Source organism: Corynebacterium callunae (assembly GCF_046592015.1).
Taxonomy (GTDB): domain Bacteria; phylum Actinomycetota; class Actinomycetes; order Mycobacteriales; family Mycobacteriaceae; genus Corynebacterium; species Corynebacterium callunae_A.
The window spans coordinates 161468-178243 of record NZ_JAWVOB010000002.1; the positions used below are offsets into that span (position 1 = coordinate 161468).

At 53.9% G+C, this 16776-nt stretch carries 12 protein-coding genes; 9 read left to right on the top strand and 3 right to left on the bottom strand.

Annotated features, from left to right (window positions below; all coding sequences use genetic code 11):
• Positions 1-73: 73 nt before the first annotated feature.
• From SFC07_RS03860 to SFC07_RS03890, 7 genes are all read left to right on the top strand, one after another.
• Positions 74-754, top strand: coding sequence for a hypothetical protein (locus SFC07_RS03860; RefSeq protein WP_411206908.1), 681 nt, complete (start codon positions 74-76; stop codon positions 752-754).
• Positions 755-770: 16 nt separating this feature from the next.
• A complete protein-coding gene (gene truA / locus SFC07_RS03865) occupies positions 771-1655 on the top strand; it encodes a tRNA pseudouridine(38-40) synthase TruA (RefSeq protein WP_411206909.1) in 885 nt (294 codons plus the stop codon).
• Positions 1656-1732: 77 nt separating this feature from the next.
• Positions 1733-4189, top strand: a complete 2457-nt coding sequence (locus tag SFC07_RS03870; protein ID WP_411206910.1) for a DUF6541 family protein — start codon at positions 1733-1735, stop codon at positions 4187-4189.
• A 130-nt stretch (positions 4190-4319) separates the two neighbouring features.
• Positions 4320-5576, top strand: coding sequence for a type VII secretion protein EccB (gene eccB, locus SFC07_RS03875; RefSeq protein ID WP_411206911.1), 1257 nt, complete (start codon positions 4320-4322; stop codon positions 5574-5576).
• A gap of 17 nt (positions 5577-5593) precedes the next feature.
• On the top strand, positions 5594-7156 hold the full coding sequence (locus SFC07_RS03880) for an FAD-dependent oxidoreductase (RefSeq protein ID WP_411206912.1): 1563 nt from the start codon (positions 5594-5596) through the stop codon (positions 7154-7156).
• Between the two features lie 97 nt (positions 7157-7253).
• Positions 7254-8561 carry a class I SAM-dependent methyltransferase gene (locus tag SFC07_RS03885; protein ID WP_411206913.1) on the top strand — a complete coding sequence of 436 codons (1308 nt, stop codon included), beginning with the start codon at positions 7254-7256 and terminating at the stop codon, positions 8559-8561.
• A 124-nt stretch (positions 8562-8685) separates the two neighbouring features.
• Positions 8686-9114, top strand: coding sequence for a TIGR02611 family protein (locus tag SFC07_RS03890; RefSeq protein ID WP_411206914.1), 429 nt, complete (start codon positions 8686-8688; stop codon positions 9112-9114).
• Here SFC07_RS03890 and mycP read toward each other — a convergent pair.
• The 3 genes from mycP to SFC07_RS03905 form a co-directional block, all read right to left on the bottom strand.
• Positions 9111-10316: a type VII secretion-associated serine protease mycosin gene (gene mycP, locus SFC07_RS03895; RefSeq protein ID WP_411206916.1), complete on the bottom strand. Its 1206-nt coding sequence runs from the start codon at positions 10314-10316 to the stop codon at positions 9111-9113. The two genes, SFC07_RS03890 and mycP, sit on opposite strands and share 4 nt — an antisense overlap.
• Before the next feature lie 4 nt (positions 10317-10320).
• Positions 10321-11709, bottom strand: a complete 1389-nt coding sequence (eccD, locus tag SFC07_RS03900; protein ID WP_411206917.1) for a type VII secretion integral membrane protein EccD — start codon at positions 11707-11709, stop codon at positions 10321-10323.
• 225 nt (positions 11710-11934) lie between these two features.
• A complete protein-coding gene (locus SFC07_RS03905) occupies positions 11935-12108 on the bottom strand; it encodes a hypothetical protein (RefSeq protein WP_411206918.1) in 174 nt (57 codons plus the stop codon).
• A gap of 334 nt (positions 12109-12442) precedes the next feature.
• Between SFC07_RS03905 and eccCa the strand changes: the two genes are divergently transcribed.
• Together eccCa and SFC07_RS03915 are read left to right on the top strand one after the other, a co-directional pair.
• The gene (gene eccCa / locus SFC07_RS03910) at positions 12443-15820 is read left to right on the top strand and encodes a type VII secretion protein EccCa (protein ID WP_411207032.1); all 3378 of its coding nucleotides are present in this window, start codon (positions 12443-12445) and stop codon (positions 15818-15820) included.
• A complete protein-coding gene (locus SFC07_RS03915) occupies positions 15817-16746 on the top strand; it encodes a type VII secretion-associated protein (protein WP_411206919.1) in 930 nt (309 codons plus the stop codon). The genes eccCa and SFC07_RS03915 overlap by 4 nt, the downstream gene beginning before the upstream one ends.
• Positions 16747-16776 lie beyond the last annotated feature (30 nt).

Sequence of the window (16776 nt, forward strand, 5' to 3'; positions counted from 1 at the left end):
AAGTCCCTACTTCAATTGGTAACAATTTGAAGTAGGGACTTTTTCTATATTTCACACAAACTACGGTGAAATTGTGATCTACCGCATCTCTGGAATCCTCTTTATTCTCAGCACGATCATTGTGTTATTCACTCAAGCCATCGCAGTTGCAATGTGGGATGGGTTTTACCTGCTTGACACCTATCTCACCTCAGACCTCGGCCTAAGCACCTGCGGCGCTTTTGTGGACTCCTTCGGTAAACGCTTGGTATGTAGCCCTGGCCATATGTGGTTCGATGGCGGTCTCATTTTAAGTGGCTTCCTCATACTCTGTGGTGGCCTTTTCTTGTGGGCAGTCCGTAAAACCTCTATGCATCTAGGTGGTGTACTCCTGGCCTTTGTTGGTGCCAGCACCAAGGTGTACGGCCTGAATAACTCAATTCCAATGTTGTTCATTCATGTTTTCAGCTTGTGGGGCACCATGCTGTGGGCATGGTGGCCACGCTGGGCGCCGTCGAAAAGCATTATTCCCCTTGTAAATGGTGCACCCACACTCTTGCTACTCTTGGTTTCTATCGGTGGATTTATTGCGCTCGGAGTGCTTGGCAGTAATGGACTGACTCCGGGAATTTTCGAAAGACTTGCTATGTATCCCCTCTACCTATGGTTTGTGTTGCTAGGTGTTGGAGTATTTTCTATTCCTAGCTATCGCGAGAAAATGAGCAGTATGTCTTTGCAGCAGCACGTTCGCCAAGATCAGGATGCAGATATTTGAAAGGTGCCCTATAACTTTGACCACAACTGAGACGGTGCGTCTGCGCCTGGATTTAGCTTATGATGGAAGCGATTTTCATGGCTGGGCGCGCCAGGGTACGAGTGACCTGCGCACGGTACAAAAGGTTCTGGAAGAAACCCTCACGCTAGTGTTAAGGGAACCTATTGAACTCACAGTGGCAGGTCGTACAGATGCTGGGGTTCATGCTGCGGGTCAGGTAGCGCACTTCGATGTTCCAGCTCACGCTTTGGAACAACGCTCTATTGATGGCGATCCGCAGCGTTTGGTGCGAAGATTGGCACGGCTGTTGCCAGAAGATATTCGGGTGCAGGAGGTGAGCTTCGCGCCGGTTGGATTTGATGCTCGATTTTCGGCGCTGCGGCGGCACTATGTGTATCGGATTTCCACCCACCCGGCTGGTCCTTTGCCCACGCGAATTCGTGATACCGCTGTGTGGCCAAAGCCAGTGGAGCTGGAACGTCTGCAGGAAGCAGCCGATATGCTGCTGGGCTTGCATGACTTTGTCGCCTTTTGTAAAGCCAAACCCAACGCCACCACGATTCGTGATCTGCAAGAGTTTTCTTGGCGCGATATTTCAACCCCCACCGAACCACAATTATATGAAGCCCACGTGGTTGCCGATGCTTTCTGCTGGTCAATGGTGCGCTCCCTAGTAGGCTCGTGCATGGCGGTAGGGGAGGGGCGACGCAGCCGGGACTTTACCGCCACGCTTCTCGACGAAACCCAACGCAGCCCAATGGTTCCGGTTGCCCCTGCTCGCGGACTAAGCTTGGTGCAGGTTGATTATCCACCAGCGGAGAAAATGCAGGAAAGAGCCCTGGAAACCCGAGCTTATCGTGAAGTCCCCGCGAGCCTAAGTCTGGAACAAGACGAGGTTTGACTAGACTCATTGCGGGAACTTTCGGCCATTGAGGCCGAAGAGATGCTGGAAAATAAGAAAGTGAAGTGGGTATCCGAATGCTGATGACAGTTTGGATTGCGGTGTTAGTGTTTACCGTTCCAGGATTAGTCGTCTCTTGGGTATCTGGTCTTAAGGCCCCGTGGGCTATTGCTGCCTCCATCCCCGCAACCTTTGGCATTTATGGTTTTGCGGCCTGGATCTTGGGCATGTTGGATCTGCGCTTTGATCTCAACTCCGTCACCATTGCCACGCTCATCTTCCTAGGCGTTGCCCTGTTGTGGAGATTGTGTTTTATCGGCGGTTGGGCCTTAAAAAACCGTCGCAAAAAACCACCGGTTGAAGCAGTATCCGAAGCAGAAGACGCAACCGTTGAAAGCACTGATGCAGACGCAGTAGCTATTGCTACCCACGATTCTGAAGCCGAGGAAACTTCCGAACCTGAAGCTCGCCGTGGTTTTTGGTCAGCTGTTTTTGGGTATATGCGCAATGGCGGAATTTTAGATCCTCGTTGGTTGCTGCCAGCCGCCGGCTCCATTGCAGGTGCCTGGATCATTATCGACCGCGCCCTCGACCTTCTCCTGAGCACTGAGCGCGGGCTTGATGATATTTTCCAGGGTTGGGATGTGCACTGGCACGCATCTACAGTGCGTTTTATTGAGGAAACCGGCATTGCTTCCTCCACCTTGATGGGGCAGCTGCGCAATGTTGAAACCCAACAGGAACTCTTTTACCCCAGTGCTTGGCATGCCGGCGCCTATGTGCTGTCAGATGTAGCCAATATTTCTCCAATTGCTGCTACCAACCTCACGGGCATTGTTCTTTCTGGTTTGTTATTGCCACTGGCCATTGCGCTTATCGCCTGGCGTCTGCTCAATAATCGTGGACTCACCGCGCAATTGGGAGCTGGCCTTGCTGCCTTGGCAACGATGGCCTCGCCCGTTCTTTTCTGGGTGGGTAACTATGTAGGAGCGTGGCCTTATGTAGCAGCGATCGGTGCTTCCGGAATTGTGCTGGCTTTGTTTATGTCAGTTCCTGCTGTTCCAGTGCGGATTTTTGCCACGGCATTGGCCTTTATTGGCATGTTCCAATTGCATCCAGCACCAGCGACCATCGTGATTATTGGGCTGCTGCTGTGGTGGTTGCTGCAATTGGTGTGGTTGCCAAGTAAGAAGGTCAAGGGCTTCAAACAGGGCTTGCTCATCCGACTTAAAGATGTTGCTCTGTTGGCAGTCACCGGTATCTTGGGCGTGATCTTGGTCCTGCCACAGGTGATCTCTGGTTCTGAACAAACCGAAGATGTCTTGGCTTATTCTGCAGAGGAAGCTGTTAGCCGTACCGAATCCTGGCTGCTGGCACTGCATATGGAAACTCGCCACGTGGACTTCTTTGGCGATATCGATATGACCCCAGTCCTGGTACTCGCCGCTATCGGTGGTCTTGTCGCTTTGATCTGGCGGGGCAACCTGTGGGCGCCACTCTTTTATTTCTTCAGCTTGGCGCTCACCGTTAATTCACTCAAGCCTTTTGGCGATCCTTGGGGCGATTGGCTCACCATCGTCGGCGGTTTGCACTATTCCACCGGCCACCGTTTGATCATGCCAGTGGCAATGTTTACTTTTGCTGCTGCAGGCATTGCAATTGCGGCGATTATTCGCCTGATTTGCTTGGGGCCAATTAAGAAATTTGCCACCATTTCCAGCATTGCCTCTGTCATTCTGGGATTGGTGGTGGCTGTACCTTTGCAAAGCTGGGCGCAAGACTTTGTGGAGGAAGGCTCCGAAAATACCATGCTGGCGCCACATGATGACCGCATGGTGAATGCCGCAGACCTTGCTGCCTGGGATTGGTTGGCACAACAACCCGGTGGCATGGAATACAACATTATGGGTGATCCAGCTGATGCTTATGGCTGGATGTATGCCTATAACGGTTTGCATTCGGTATCGCGACACTATGCCTGGCCCGCAGCAGGCGAGGGTTCGGCAACGGCAGTGTTGTTCTGGTGGCCACAGCTCTTGGGCACTGGCACTGAGGACAATCCGGATCAGGTAAATCAGGTTGATCAAGCAGCCCGCGATCTTAATGTTGGCTTCTTTGTGGTCAGCCCTTGGCCATTCTGGGCTTTCCAAAATCCTAATTTCCGTATGATCGATCAGCTGTGGACAACCCCTGGTGTCACCCCGGTGTATCAGAATCAGCAAGCGGTGGTTTTTGCGGTGAATGATATGTTCACCGATGAAGAGCTCAATCAGATGCGCGAGCCTGGAAATTCCCCGCAGCCACTGCCACCAGTTCAGACCAAGGGCGAGCTGGGACTGGCAGAAACCGCAGCGGAATGGGATGAGCCTTATTATCACCGTCCCACCGACGCTGCTTTGACTGGCGATGCTGCAGAAAATGATCTTCCCTATGCTCCCGATCCTTCAAAGCCTAACTTTGTCGCACCAGGTGAAACCACCGAAAAGCCAGCTCCTACGGCGACGAGAAGTGCAGCCACAGAGCCAACGCAATAACTAGTTAGACTGCTAAAAACCGCAGAAGGTTCCCTCAAAAAAACTTTTGAGAACAATCCCACTTGCTGCAGATTTTGCCCCTGACCTTAGATAAGGTCGGGGGCAATATTCGTGTGGGGGAGTAAGACGTATGGCAGATGGCATTTTGATGCCCACCACCTCGGCGCAGGTTTCGGGGCATAAATTTTTGGTACGCAGGATTGAACATGGTTTGGTGCTGCGCGATATTAGGATGATTCACGATCCTTTGGCCAGCCGTCGGCGAGCAATGGTTTTTGGGCTTGTGGCCTGCGTAATGTTGGCTGTGGGCGCGCTGGTCTTGGCGCTTTTCCGCCCGGCTTTAAATCCAGGAGAAGCACGGCTAATCCGCGCAGAATCTGGGGCACTATTTGTGCGGGTGGAGGATAAGGTACATCCGGTTGCCAATATGGCCTCGGCGCAATTGATTTTGGGCGAGGTCATGGAACCTGCCGCCGCAAGTGATGAGATTCTGGCGCAGTGGCCGCGTGGCATTCCGCTGGGGTTGGTGGATGCACCGGGAATTATCAGTACCGAGGAGCATGAGACTGCGTGGTTTGCCTGCCAAGTTACAGAGTCCGGCACCACGCATGTGGTGGCTGCAGGAACGGGGCAGCTCGCGCAACCCAGGTTGTTGGCTGGGCAACAGGGGTGGCTCGGGGCATCGCAAAGCGGAAATGGTGAGCTGAACTGGCACCTTATCACCGCGCAGGGACGGCAATTATTGCCCGCGGAGGACAGTGAACATGGCCGCATTGTGCGCCGCCACCTGGGGATTAACGCCGACACACCACGGGTGTATCTCAGCGCGGACCTGTTAAATAACATTCCGCAGCTGCCAGATATTAGCTTCCCCGATCCGCTGCCGGAGATCATCACCACCGGCACCCGTGCGTGGGTGCATAGCGAGGCCGGCATCGCGCCAATCAACGCGCTCACTGAGGGAATGCTTCTCGACGCAGGCTCCCGCAGCACCGCGCAATCGCGCGCCTTGCTGGGTGGCTACCCCGAAACGGATTCTGCGCTTAGTTTGCCCACCACCTTGGTGGAGTGGAGTGCACCGCCGGTGATCTGCGCAGATGGGCAAGGCAAGGTTGGTTTTTATGGGCAGCTGCCGGAGGGCGTGGCGCTGTCGGGAAATACTGTGGCGGCGAGTTTTATCTCTGATCTTGGCGGTGGAGTAGCGGTGGATAGTGGATTTGGGTTTTATTTAGTGGCCGATTCCGGCTTGCGCCACCATCTTGTGGATGCCCAAGCGCTGGAAGCGTTGGGGTTAAGCCAGACTCAACAGGTGCCGTGGAGTGTTTTGCGGCTGCTGCCGGAGGGCAGTGAACTTTCCAGAGAGGCTGCGTTGACACCTATGTATTAGGGGTATGATTGCCCTACATGAGTGCAGTTGTAGATCCGGATAGTGTCTTTTTTACCACCCTCGGAAAACTCACTAATAGCATTTCCATTGGTCGTGGAATTGATGCCCAAGAAATAACCCCTGTTGGATGGGATGCTCATCGAGCTGCCATTTCGCGCCTGCAAGAAAGTTTTGCAGCGATTGCGCCGGGGGAGCGGGTGCGCCTTAAAAAGAAGACTTCCAACCTTTTCCGCGGCCGCAGCGGTAACGCCCAAGGCTTAGATGTATCTGCGCTGAATGGTGTGATTGCCATTGATGCCGAACATTCCACTGCCGAAGTTCAAGGTATGTGCACCTATGAAGATTTGGTGGATGCAACTTTAAGTTATGGGCTCATGCCTTTGGTGGTGCCCCAACTTAAAACCATCACTTTGGGTGGTGCCGTGACTGGCATGGGCGTGGAATCAACCAGCTTCCGTAATGGTTTGCCCCATGAATCTGTGCTGGAAATGGATATTTTGACTGGCACCGGTGAGATTGTGACCTGCTCGCCGGAAGAAAATGTGGACCTCTACCGTGGTTTCCCCAACTCCTATGGCTCCTTAGGTTATGCCGTGCGCCTAAAAATCGAGCTGGAACCAGTGCTGGATTATGTTTCCTTGCGCTATGTGCGCTTTTCAGACCTAGAGGTTTTAAGCCGCACCCTGGAAGAAGTTTCCGTGGCGCGCTCCTTTGAGGAGGAACGCGTGGACTACCTTGATGGCGTGGTGTTTTCGCCCACCGAATCCTATCTGATCCTTGGTACCCAAACTGCAAAACCAGGTCCCACCAGTGATTACACCCAAGACACCAGCTTTTATCGAGGCCTGCAACACGAGGGTTCTATTAAGCGCGACCGCCTAAAAATCAGGGATTATATTTGGCGCTGGGACCCAGACTGGTTCTGGTGCTCCCGAGCTTTTGGCGCCCAAAATCCCCGCATCCGTAAACTGTGGCCCCGCGATCTGCTGCGTTCAAGCTTCTATTGGAAGCTCATTGGACTAGACCGCGAATATGACATTGCTGATCGTCTGGAAAAGCGCAAGGGACGTCATGCCCGCGAAAGGGTGGTGCAAGACGTAGAAGTTACCGCTGATAAAGTGCCCGATTTTTTGCAGTGGTTCTTTGATAGCTGCGATATTGAACCAGTGTGGCTTTGCCCAATCCGCCTGCGCCACCACCGCAATGAAAGCGGGGAACAAGTACCTCTCGACGCTGGCGAACTATTGTCCTCTGCACAAGCCCTTGCCGATGGAGCTGGTCAACACCCCTGGCCACTTTATCCACTCAAGCGTGAGATTACGTGGGTCAATATTGGTTTTTGGTCCTCGGTACCGGTCAACCTGCTGGGTGAAGATGCAGGTCCTGGAGCTTTTAATCGTGCAATTGAGAAGAAAATCGCTGCCTTTGGTGGACATAAATCCCTATATTCTGAGGCTTTTTATAGCCTGGAGGAATTTAAGCAGCTTTATGGTGGCGAGATCCCGCAGCTGCTCAAAAAGCAATGGGATCCGCAGGGAAGATTCCCAGGCTTATATGAAAAGACTGTTAAAGGAGCCTAAACTCGGGTTTTAGCCGCATATTAACGCAGCATAAGCACTCTTTAAGGGGATAGCCCCTTGGAGGAGAAGAACTTTTTCGCAGAGTAGGAATGCACTTATGAGTAACGCCGTCGCGCAGGACCTCATGACCATCGCCGACATCGTCGAGGCCACGACCACAGCGCCGATTCCTTTCCACATCACGGCTTTTGATGGCAGTTCCACAGGACCAGAAGATGCACCCTATCGGCTACACGTAGCCAATACCGATGCAATTTCCTATATTGCCACCGCACCTGGTGACCTCGGATTGGCACGTGCCTACCTTATGGGTGATCTTGTGGTGGAAGGTGAGCATCCAGGCCACCCCTATGGAATTTTTGATGCCCTCAAGGCCTTTTATGGCTGCTTTAAACGCCCCGATGCCAGCACCACGCTGCGTATTATGCGCACCTTGCGCAAAATGAATGCTCTAAAATTCCAGGCCATCCCAGAGATGGAGCAGGCACCAGCCTGGCGTAAAGCTCTGATTAATGGTCTTGCTTCTCGCCACTCCAAAGATCGCGATAAAAAAGCCATTAGCTACCACTATGACGTGGGCAATGATTTTTACTCGCTGTTCCTTGGCCCCACCATGACCTATACCTGCGCCTATTACCCAACCCCGGAATCCTCCCTCGAAGATGCTCAGGAAAATAAGTACCGCCTGGTGTTTGAGAAGCTGCGCCTCAAGGCAGGAGATAGGCTTCTCGACGTCGGATGCGGGTGGGGTGGCATGGTCCGCTACGCAGCTAAGCGTGGAGTCAAAGCACTCGGCGTTACCCTGTCGGAACAGCAATACCGCTGGGCTCAGGAAGAGATCAAACGCCAAGGCCTAGAAGATCTCGCTGAGGTTCGTTTTATGGACTACCGCGATGTACCGGAAACTGAGTTTGATGCAATTTCCGCCATTGGAATTATCGAGCACATTGGTGTGGGTAATTATGGCGACTACTTTGAGTTGCTGAACTCCAAGCTCAAAGCAGGCGGTCTAATGCTGAACCACGGCATTACCTATCCCGATAACCGGCCGCGCCATGCTGGTGCTTTCATTGACCGTTATATTTTCCCCGATGGTGAGCTCACCGGCTCTGGCACCATTATTCGACACATGCAAGACAATGGCTTTGAGGTCCTGCATGAGGAGAACCTGCGCTTTGATTATCAGCGCACTTTGCATGACTGGTGTGAGAACCTCAAACGTAATTGGCACGAGGCTGTAGCAATTGCCGGGGAACCAACTGCTCGACTCTTCGGACTTTATATGGCTGGTTCCGAATGGGGCTTTGAACACAATATTGTGCAATTGCACCAGGTACTGGGCGTAAAAGTTGATGAAAACGGCAGCCGTGGTGATGTTCCTGAGCGCATGTGGTGGCGAGTTTAGGCATTCATAGGTGTCCAGCGAGTAAACTGGATCAACATTATTGTGGATGTTTTCAAAAGAAGCCAGGATTCCCTATGCCAATGTTCCCTGATTGTCACACCTTGCCCACGAGGTGTGATTAAGCATGGGTTCTATGCGCGAGATGGTCTCTGACCGTATTGATCGTTTGCAGGCCTCTCATGAGCGCTCCAAGCAAAAGAAGTTTGGCTTCTTAGTTCGCCCCGGAACCTTGGTGCTGGGCTGGTTGGTGACGGTTATTGGGCTGATTACCATTCCACTTCCGGGCCAAGGCTGGTTGACCACCTTCATTGGCGTCGGAATTTTATCCCTGGAATTGGAATGGGCTAAAAGACTCTTGGCCTGGGGCGTGCACCAATATGACCGCTTTTTTAATTGGTATTCCGGCAAGTCCTTCCGCTTCCGCATGGCGATGTTAGCCCTGATGCTGATTCTTATTTGGATCATTTTCAGCATCACTTTTTGGGCTATGTGGCATGCCGGAACCTTGCCTTGGGCCGATGACTTTTTCCACTGGTTGGGATTGAACCGCTAACTACGGTTTTTGCTAAGCCCCATCAGCACGGCTCCGAGGAAGAGCAGACCACAGAGCACTGCTATCACCACAGTGCCCCGAGTTTGGGTGGAAGTATCGGGAGCCGTGGGGAAATTCAAAGCGATCTCCGTTAGCTGAGGCTCCCCGGGAGATTGAAAACTTAATGCCCTATAGGGATCGATAGCGCCGCGGGCTGGATCAATGCTTTGAAAAATCCGGTTGCGAATCTCCAGCGGGGTTGCTGTTGGAAAACGTTGTCGCAGGAGGGCAGCAGTGGCACTAACAACGGGAGTGGCAAAGCTGGTGCCTTCAAAAGGGCTGGGCCCAGATTGGGTGATTATGGCGCTTGCAAAACCATCATCATGTGGGGAAAGACCAGCTCCAACGGTGCTGGGAGCTGAAAGAATTTGCTGTGTTGAAGGCATGGAATAGGCCGCAATGGTGTGGGCATTGGCACGGGCTGAAACCGCCAACACCGTATCGGAGTGTGCTGGGTAGACCGTTGATCCAGCCTCGCAGGTGGTGCTGAGGTTTCCAGCTGCAGCTACCACAATCACTCCGCTTTGTTCGGCCCTATCCAAAGCTTCGTTGAGGGGTTGGAATTGAGCAGGATTTGATGTTTCTCCCGGTAAACAGGACACCACAGAAATATTGATAATGTGCGCGCCTGCGTCAATGGCACGGTGAATGGAGTCTGCCAAGGTACTTAAGGTTCCCACCAAGGAATCCTCGGTGGTGCGAACATAAGCACTGGTTTGTTTAATCGCAATGATGTCTGCCTCGGGCGCAATGCCCATGATGTCATCTGCCGATTCATCATAAGGCCAGCCGGATCCAGGGTTTGGCCGAGCGGCAATAATGCCCGCAACAATGGTGCCGTGGCCATCACAATCCACAAATTCGCCCGGTACTCCCGATTGTTGGTGCGCTCTAATGAGATCACCACCAGCAATTAAAGGTGGAAGCCTGGGATGCTGCGCCACCCCGGTATCGATAACCGCCACTTTAATCCCAGCTCCGGTGGCAAGGGTGTGGGCTGCCGTTATTGATTTTTTAAGGTGCGAATCCATGACAAATGCGGTGGGAGAAACTTCTTGCGCCGTAGGACAAGGTAGCGCTTCCACCTCTTGGGCAGCTACCTCGGGCAACACAACAACGTGGAGCACAGACACTGCAACCAATAGAGCAGGCAGGAGTTTCATGGTGTTAGCCCCAACCAATATCCATAGCTCGGAGCAGCTCAAAAACGTCCAATAAGTGCAGTGCCAAAGGTAAAGCTGCAGCAATGGCCAAAGATTCCAACCTTTCCAACCACACCACGGTGGTGGGCTCCAAAGGGGGAATTTTGCTAAACCACACCAGGACTGTCATCACACACAGCACCACAATGGCGCAGCCCACAAAGCTAAACCAGGAGGGAGAATCGGCAAAAACAAGGGAATAAACGGCGCTTAAAAAGCTAGCGCAGGCCAAGACCATCAAGGACCAGGTGGGGACGGGTGCGTGATGCCTAAAAGCATGTAATGCAGAGGCAATCATGATGCAAAGGGCAAAGGCCGTTGCAAACCAGGTTCCAGGCGCAGCCACCAAAAGTATGAGCGGAGCACTAACGATGACCAACCCCAGTAGTTGGGCGTCGAAAAGCGCCGTGGCGCGCTGGGTGCGCGCAACCGGATCCTTTAATTCGGTGTCGCTGACCGATAAATCTTGGCCGGCGGTGGGCAGCGTTGGGACGCGCAGGCCTGCCAGGTGCGCGGAAAAATATGGTGCCAGGCTGATAAAAATTAACGCGGCGGCGACGGTGAAAGCGGCCGGTCCGCTGAAGTCATGGCGCGCCGGGTGATCCCACCAGATGCTGGCAAAGGTACAGATCAGCAGGCTGAGACTGATGGTAATGAGTGTGGCGGTGGATAAAATATGGGGCTGAAAAACCAGCTGAACCACTGCGCTTGCGACGGCCAAGGTGAGGGCAAAGCTGAGTAAAACCCAGGTCAGCAGACGCGGTTCGCTAAGAATCTGGCTGCGTTGCGGGCCTGCTACCAATAGTGCGGCGGTGCTTGCTGCCAGCAGGGGAATGCTCAGCGCTAGAAGATGGTGCGTAAGTGCTGCTTCCCGGCTTGGTAACCACACTAAAATAACCATGCTGAGCAGCATAAATATTAGGGTTCGCCAAGCCGGATCGAAGGCTTGGGCCAGTGGGCTGGCAAGCATGAGCGCTAGCGCAGCAAAGCCACAGAGGGTAATTAATTCCACCAAACCTTTGGCGCGGTTTTCTGAGGAGAGCTCTACCAATGCTTCGGCGGCATCGCGGATGATGGGCGCTGGCAGGTCGCGCTCGGGTGAAAGAACCAGTACTCCGCCCTGTTCAAGCTGGGTATGGGAGAGCGGAATGCCGGCGTCAATGGGGGTTCCGGCCGCGGTGCGCGCCACCCACGGCCGTGAAATTTGTGGCGCATGGGTGAGCTCTAAAATCTCATCGAGGATCTCAGCCAGGCTGGAAGCTGCAGGTAGCGCCATATCTGCCATGGCTACCGGCATATCTCCCACGGTGAGATCAATGCGCACACTGAGGCGCAGCAAATTATCAATGGCCAATTTTTAAACCCCCGCTACAGTTTGTGTTTTCCCCAAAACTTCTGCACTGCTTCTGGCAGCAATTGTGCCAAAAAATTCATGGAAAAAGCTGCGGTGGTGAGAAAAACCCCAGTTTTAAATTTGAGGGAACCTTTGGGCTCTTTTGGCAGTCAAACCTTAAATGACAAGTATTTGTCTCAGATGTCGGGGGACGCACACCGGGGGATTCACCGGGAGACACCGGGACTAACCGGTGACGCACCGGGAGACACCGGAGACACGCACAGGGGGAGGGCGAGCCATGTCCACAGTCATAGAACCAACTACCGAAGCAACTACCAAGCAAGTAGCCGCGCCAAAAACAGGGCCAAAACCAGGGCCAAAACCTGGTCCGGCAAATACACCTGCGCGGGCAGCCACCCTTAAGGTGACCAACCCTCACGCAAGCCCGCATGCAAGCTCGCAAACAGGTGAGCAAGCAAGCACAGAAGTACAACCCTTTAACCAGGGCGATCCGCAGCGGATTAGCGGTTATGTGGTGGAATTTTTAAGTTGGGCTGAACGCGATCCTGCACCTCCACTGCCCACGGAGCCTTTGAGTGCAGAACCGGTGCCCGCTGCCGTCAGGCCAGCACCAAAACCACTGGTCAAGGTTTTGATGCCGGTCATAATGGTGGCCTTGGTGCTGGCTATGGTGGGGTTGATGGTGATGAGCAATGGGCAGCTCAATCCCATGGTGTTAATTTTTCCTTTGATGATGGCCATGAGCCTCATGATGATGTTTGCGCCAGCCGAAGGCGATGACACTGATGAGACCAGGCGTACTTATTTGCGTCACCTTGATGCGCTGCGGACCAAGGCTTTAAAACATGCCACGGCGCAGCGTAATCACCAGTGGCATCGCCATCCAGATCCCACTACTTTGTGGTCCCAGCTGGGTACCTCAAGGATGTGGGAGCGCGCATCAGCAGATCACGACTGTTTAGAAATCCGCTTTGGCCTGGGCACCACGCGCCTTGATCCAGCAATTATTGTCAAGGATTCTGGTGCCCCTGAGGATCTTGATCCGGTATGCGCGGTTTCTCTGCGTCACACCATTCGCGCGGTGGGCTCGGTGCAAAGCATGCCGGTTGCGGTGCAGCTCCAAGCCTTTCGCTTTATTGCGCTTAATGGTCCATACTCCCATGACCTGGCCCGAGCCATCGTTATGCAGCTGCTTTATCACCACGGCCCGGAAACGGTGACCATTAAAACCGAAACCACCGCCGACAACCACGCGGATTGGCAATGGCTGAAGTGGGTGCCGCATACCCGTCACCCCGATGACGCCCGCCACCGCATTTTGATTGTGGATTCCGTGCTGACCAATGGCACCGAGGATTTTATTGACGATCCCTATTGGACCACCATCATTAACGTCGGCGCGCAGACCAGCACCGCCCTTGGCCAGCGCGCCGAAGAAGAAGGCCTGCTGTTATACGTGGACGAGCAGCTGGTCGTGGCCACCGCGCAGGGCTTGGAGACCTTAGGCACCCCGGACGGCGTGAGCGTAGATATTGCGCTCACCTTTGCCCGCCATTTAACCGCTTTTCGACGCCCCACCACCGCAGATAGCCAGGTATCAGGGGAGTTGCTCTCCCTGCTGGGTATCACCGATATCGCAGAACTAGATGATGTCACCATGTGGACGCAGCGCAGCCCACATCCCAATTCCCGCCTCACCGTGCCTTTGGGGCTTAGCGCTGCTGGGACTCCCATGATTTTGGACTTAAAGGAATCAGCCCGCGGTGGCATGGGTCCACATGGTTTATGCATTGGGGCAACTGGCAGCGGAAAATCCGAATTGTTAAAAACCCTGGTAGTGGGCTTAAGCATTACCCATTCACCAGCTGAGCTCAACCTAGTACTGGTGGATTTTAAGGGCGGCGCTACCTTCCTCGGCTGTGAGGATTTGCCGCACACCTCAGCGGTGATCACCAACTTGGAGGAAGAATCCGTGCTGGTCGAGCGCATGCACGATGCCATCGCGGGTGAAATGAATAGGCGTCAGGAACAACTGCGCAAGGCCGGCAGCTTTGCCAATGTGGATGACTACAACAATGCCGCCCGCACCCGCCATGATCTCAAACCCATGCCCGCGCTACTCATAGTCATCGATGAGTTTTCAGAGTTGTTGGGCCAGCACCCAGATTTCGCCGATCTTTTTGTTGCCGTCGGTCGTCTGGGCAGGTCTTTGCATATTCATCTGTTGCTTGCCAGCCAGCGCCTCGAAGAGGGCAGATTGCGCGGATTAGACTCCCACCTTTACTATCGCATTGGTCTTAAAACCTTCTCGGCTATGGAATCACGCCAGGTCTTAGGCATTAATGATGCCTATCAGCTGCCAGCACAGCCCGGCGCCGGATTTCTTAAATCCGATGTTGAGTCCATCACCCGCTTCCAAGCAAGTTATGTCTCCGGCCCCATCCAACACCGCGTGGAACAAACTAGCGCCCCAGCTCAGGTTCGTCTTTTCAACGGCTGGGAGGAAGAGGACACTGAGGTCCTCATTGAAGAGGGAACCGAGACGCTTTTCGACGCAGTGGTTGCGCGCGCCAAAAGCGCCGGTGAAACCCGGGGGCTCAGCGCTCATCGGATTTGGCTGCCACCACTTCCGGCCGAGGTATCCATTGGTGCGGTTGCCGAGGAAGCCGCAGGGCTTGCAGCAATCATCGGCATGATCGATCGCCCATACCAACAACGCCAAGATCCTTTGCTTCTTGATTTCACCTCCACTGGCGGCAGTGGACACTGGGCAATTTGTGGTAGCCCCCAATCCGGAAAATCCACTGCCCTGCGCAGCATTGTGGTGTCATTGGCAGCAACACGTAGCACCGAGAGCATTCGCTTCTATGTACTGGACTTTTCCGCAGGCGCTCTAAAACATTTGGAACGCTTACCGCACGTAGCAGGAGTGGCGCAGCACCATGACCCTGAGCGAGTCAGGCGCCTAGTTGATGAGGTCTTGGGGTTGGTCAAAAACCCAGAAGCTCGCCACACCTTTTTGATTGTTGATGGCTGGCAGACCATCACCCAGGATTTTGAAGAGCTTTTTGATGATTTTGTCCACATCGCCTCCCATGGTCTGGCAGCACGAGTACACCTCCTGCTGAGCACTCAGCGTTGGAGTTCAATCAGGCCAGCAATTCGTGATCTTATTGGTGGCCGCCTCGAGCTGAAATTAGGTGAGGCCATGGATTCACTAATTGATCGCAAAGCACAATTACGAGTGCCAGCAAAGCCAGGGCGCGGACTAAACCAGCAGGCAGAACAGATTCTTATTGCTCTGACCTCCACCCAAGATATTGCCCATGTCAGTACCACGGCAGAAACTGCAGGTTTTGCTCCCGTTCCGCAGCTGCAGGTGCTGCCACCTGATATTGCAATACATGAGTTGGCGATCACCAGCGCGCCGGGCATTCCTTTTGCCCGCGGTGGCGCGCAGCTTAATACGATTAGCTGGGATCCGGAATCCAGTAGACACCTATTGGCTTTTGGTGCCCAAGGCTGTGGCAAATCAACATTGATCAAAACTATTGCTACCGGCCTGGAAACCCTCGGCCGCGATAACGCCCGCCTGGTGGTCTTAGATTTTCGGCGCAGCCATTTGGGCGCCTTCCCTGATCATATGGTGGCTGCCTATTGCGCCAATAGTGCCTCTGCACAGACAAATATTAATGACATGGTGACCACTTTGAGCACCAGGCTGCCGGGCCCTGAGATCACAGTCCAGCAACTAAAGGAGAGATCCTGGTGGCACGGGCCGGACATTTACCTTGTTATCGATGATTATGACCTTCTACCTGCAGGTTTATTGCACCCGCTGCGCGATATCATTCCCCATGCCCGCGATGTTGGCCTACATATTGTGATGGCTCGTAAAGCTGGTGGTGTGGCTCGCGCCCTTTATGATCCAGTGCTTGCGGAAATTAAGGACCAAGCCCCACAGGTGCTGCTTTTTAGTGCTGATCGTGAAGAAGGCCCCATCATGGGTATAAAACCAGAAGTTTTGCCACCGGGACGTGCCAAAATGCAGCTGCGTGGTCACAGTGTCGGCGTTGTTCAGATCGCGCGCCTGGGTGGTGAATCATGAACAATATCACCGTCACCGTGCTCGAAACCGCCACCATCTTTGAGGGACCAGACACCGTTTACCGTTATGACATTATGGCCGCCGGCATCATTGAAGGCTGGGCGGTACCGGCAGTGGTGGATCAAGTAAAACAATTGGCCTCAGTTAATTGGCCAGAGCCAGACGTGATTATCGACGCCGAAGATGACGTGGTGGAAATGCTCACCAAAATCTTCATCGCCAAAGGAGTGAGCTCCTATCCCATTGAAACCCTGCGCGAATATCCCTTGCCAGCGCTGGAAGAAACTCCACAACCAGCATTGGAACCGGTAAAACGACCCACCTCCGGGCGCACAGTTCGACATTTTTATGGCATCAGACCACTGCATGTGATGCTGGTCAGCGCACTAGTTGGAGTTGTGGTGGTGTGCTGGTTTGTCCTTCTCAAACCCGCAGAAATGAGTGCCTCCCCAGCACCGCCGACCACTTCGCCGGCCGCCACGGCGGCCCGGGAGAGTGCCACCAAGGCGGCGTCGACAAGCGTGCAACCCACCGTACTGGTCACCCAGGACTTGCTGGTTGAGGCGCCACGCGGGTTCCAGTTAAAGCTTGTCGACGACACCCATCAGCTGGTGGGGCCTGATCCCAATTTGAGAATTCATCTGGGTGTGGATCCTTTGCATGGGGCCGATACGCAGCTGGTGGCTGCGGAATTGCGGCGTTTAATTGCGAATGATCCAGCGCTGGAGGAAGTGCTGGTAGGGGAGTGGGGCAAGCCTGAGACCATTGATTATGTGGAGGAACCCGGCGATGGTTCGAAGGTGTTGTGGGTGACCTGGTTTGAGGCAGATCGCCAGCTCAGCGTGGGTTGTCACAGCAGGCAAGAGGAGACGCTCGTGCATAGGGCGACGTGTCGCAGCGTGATTGAAAAATTAGCTCTCAAATAGTTTGGGCGGACCGGGAACCTTTAGCGGTTT

Bases quoted from the DNA above. Each gene is read 5' to 3' on its own strand.
- SFC07_RS03870 (WP_411206910.1), top strand. From the start codon at position 1,733: ATGCTGATGACAGTTTGGATTGCGGTGTTAGTGTTTACCGTTCCAGGA.
- eccB (WP_411206911.1), top strand. From the start codon at position 4,320: ATGGCAGATGGCATTTTGATGCCCACCACCTCGGCGCAGGTTTCGGGG.
- SFC07_RS03880 (WP_411206912.1), top strand. From the start codon at position 5,594: ATGAGTGCAGTTGTAGATCCGGATAGTGTCTTTTTTACCACCCTCGGA.
- SFC07_RS03885 (WP_411206913.1), top strand. From the start codon at position 7,254: ATGAGTAACGCCGTCGCGCAGGACCTCATGACCATCGCCGACATCGTC.
- SFC07_RS03890 (WP_411206914.1), top strand. From the start codon at position 8,686: ATGGGTTCTATGCGCGAGATGGTCTCTGACCGTATTGATCGTTTGCAG.
- mycP (WP_411206916.1), bottom strand. From the start codon at position 10,316: ATGAAACTCCTGCCTGCTCTATTGGTTGCAGTGTCTGTGCTCCACGTT.
- eccCa (WP_411207032.1), top strand. From the start codon at position 12,443: ATGATGGCCATGAGCCTCATGATGATGTTTGCGCCAGCCGAAGGCGAT.
- SFC07_RS03915 (WP_411206919.1), top strand. From the start codon at position 15,817: ATGAACAATATCACCGTCACCGTGCTCGAAACCGCCACCATCTTTGAG.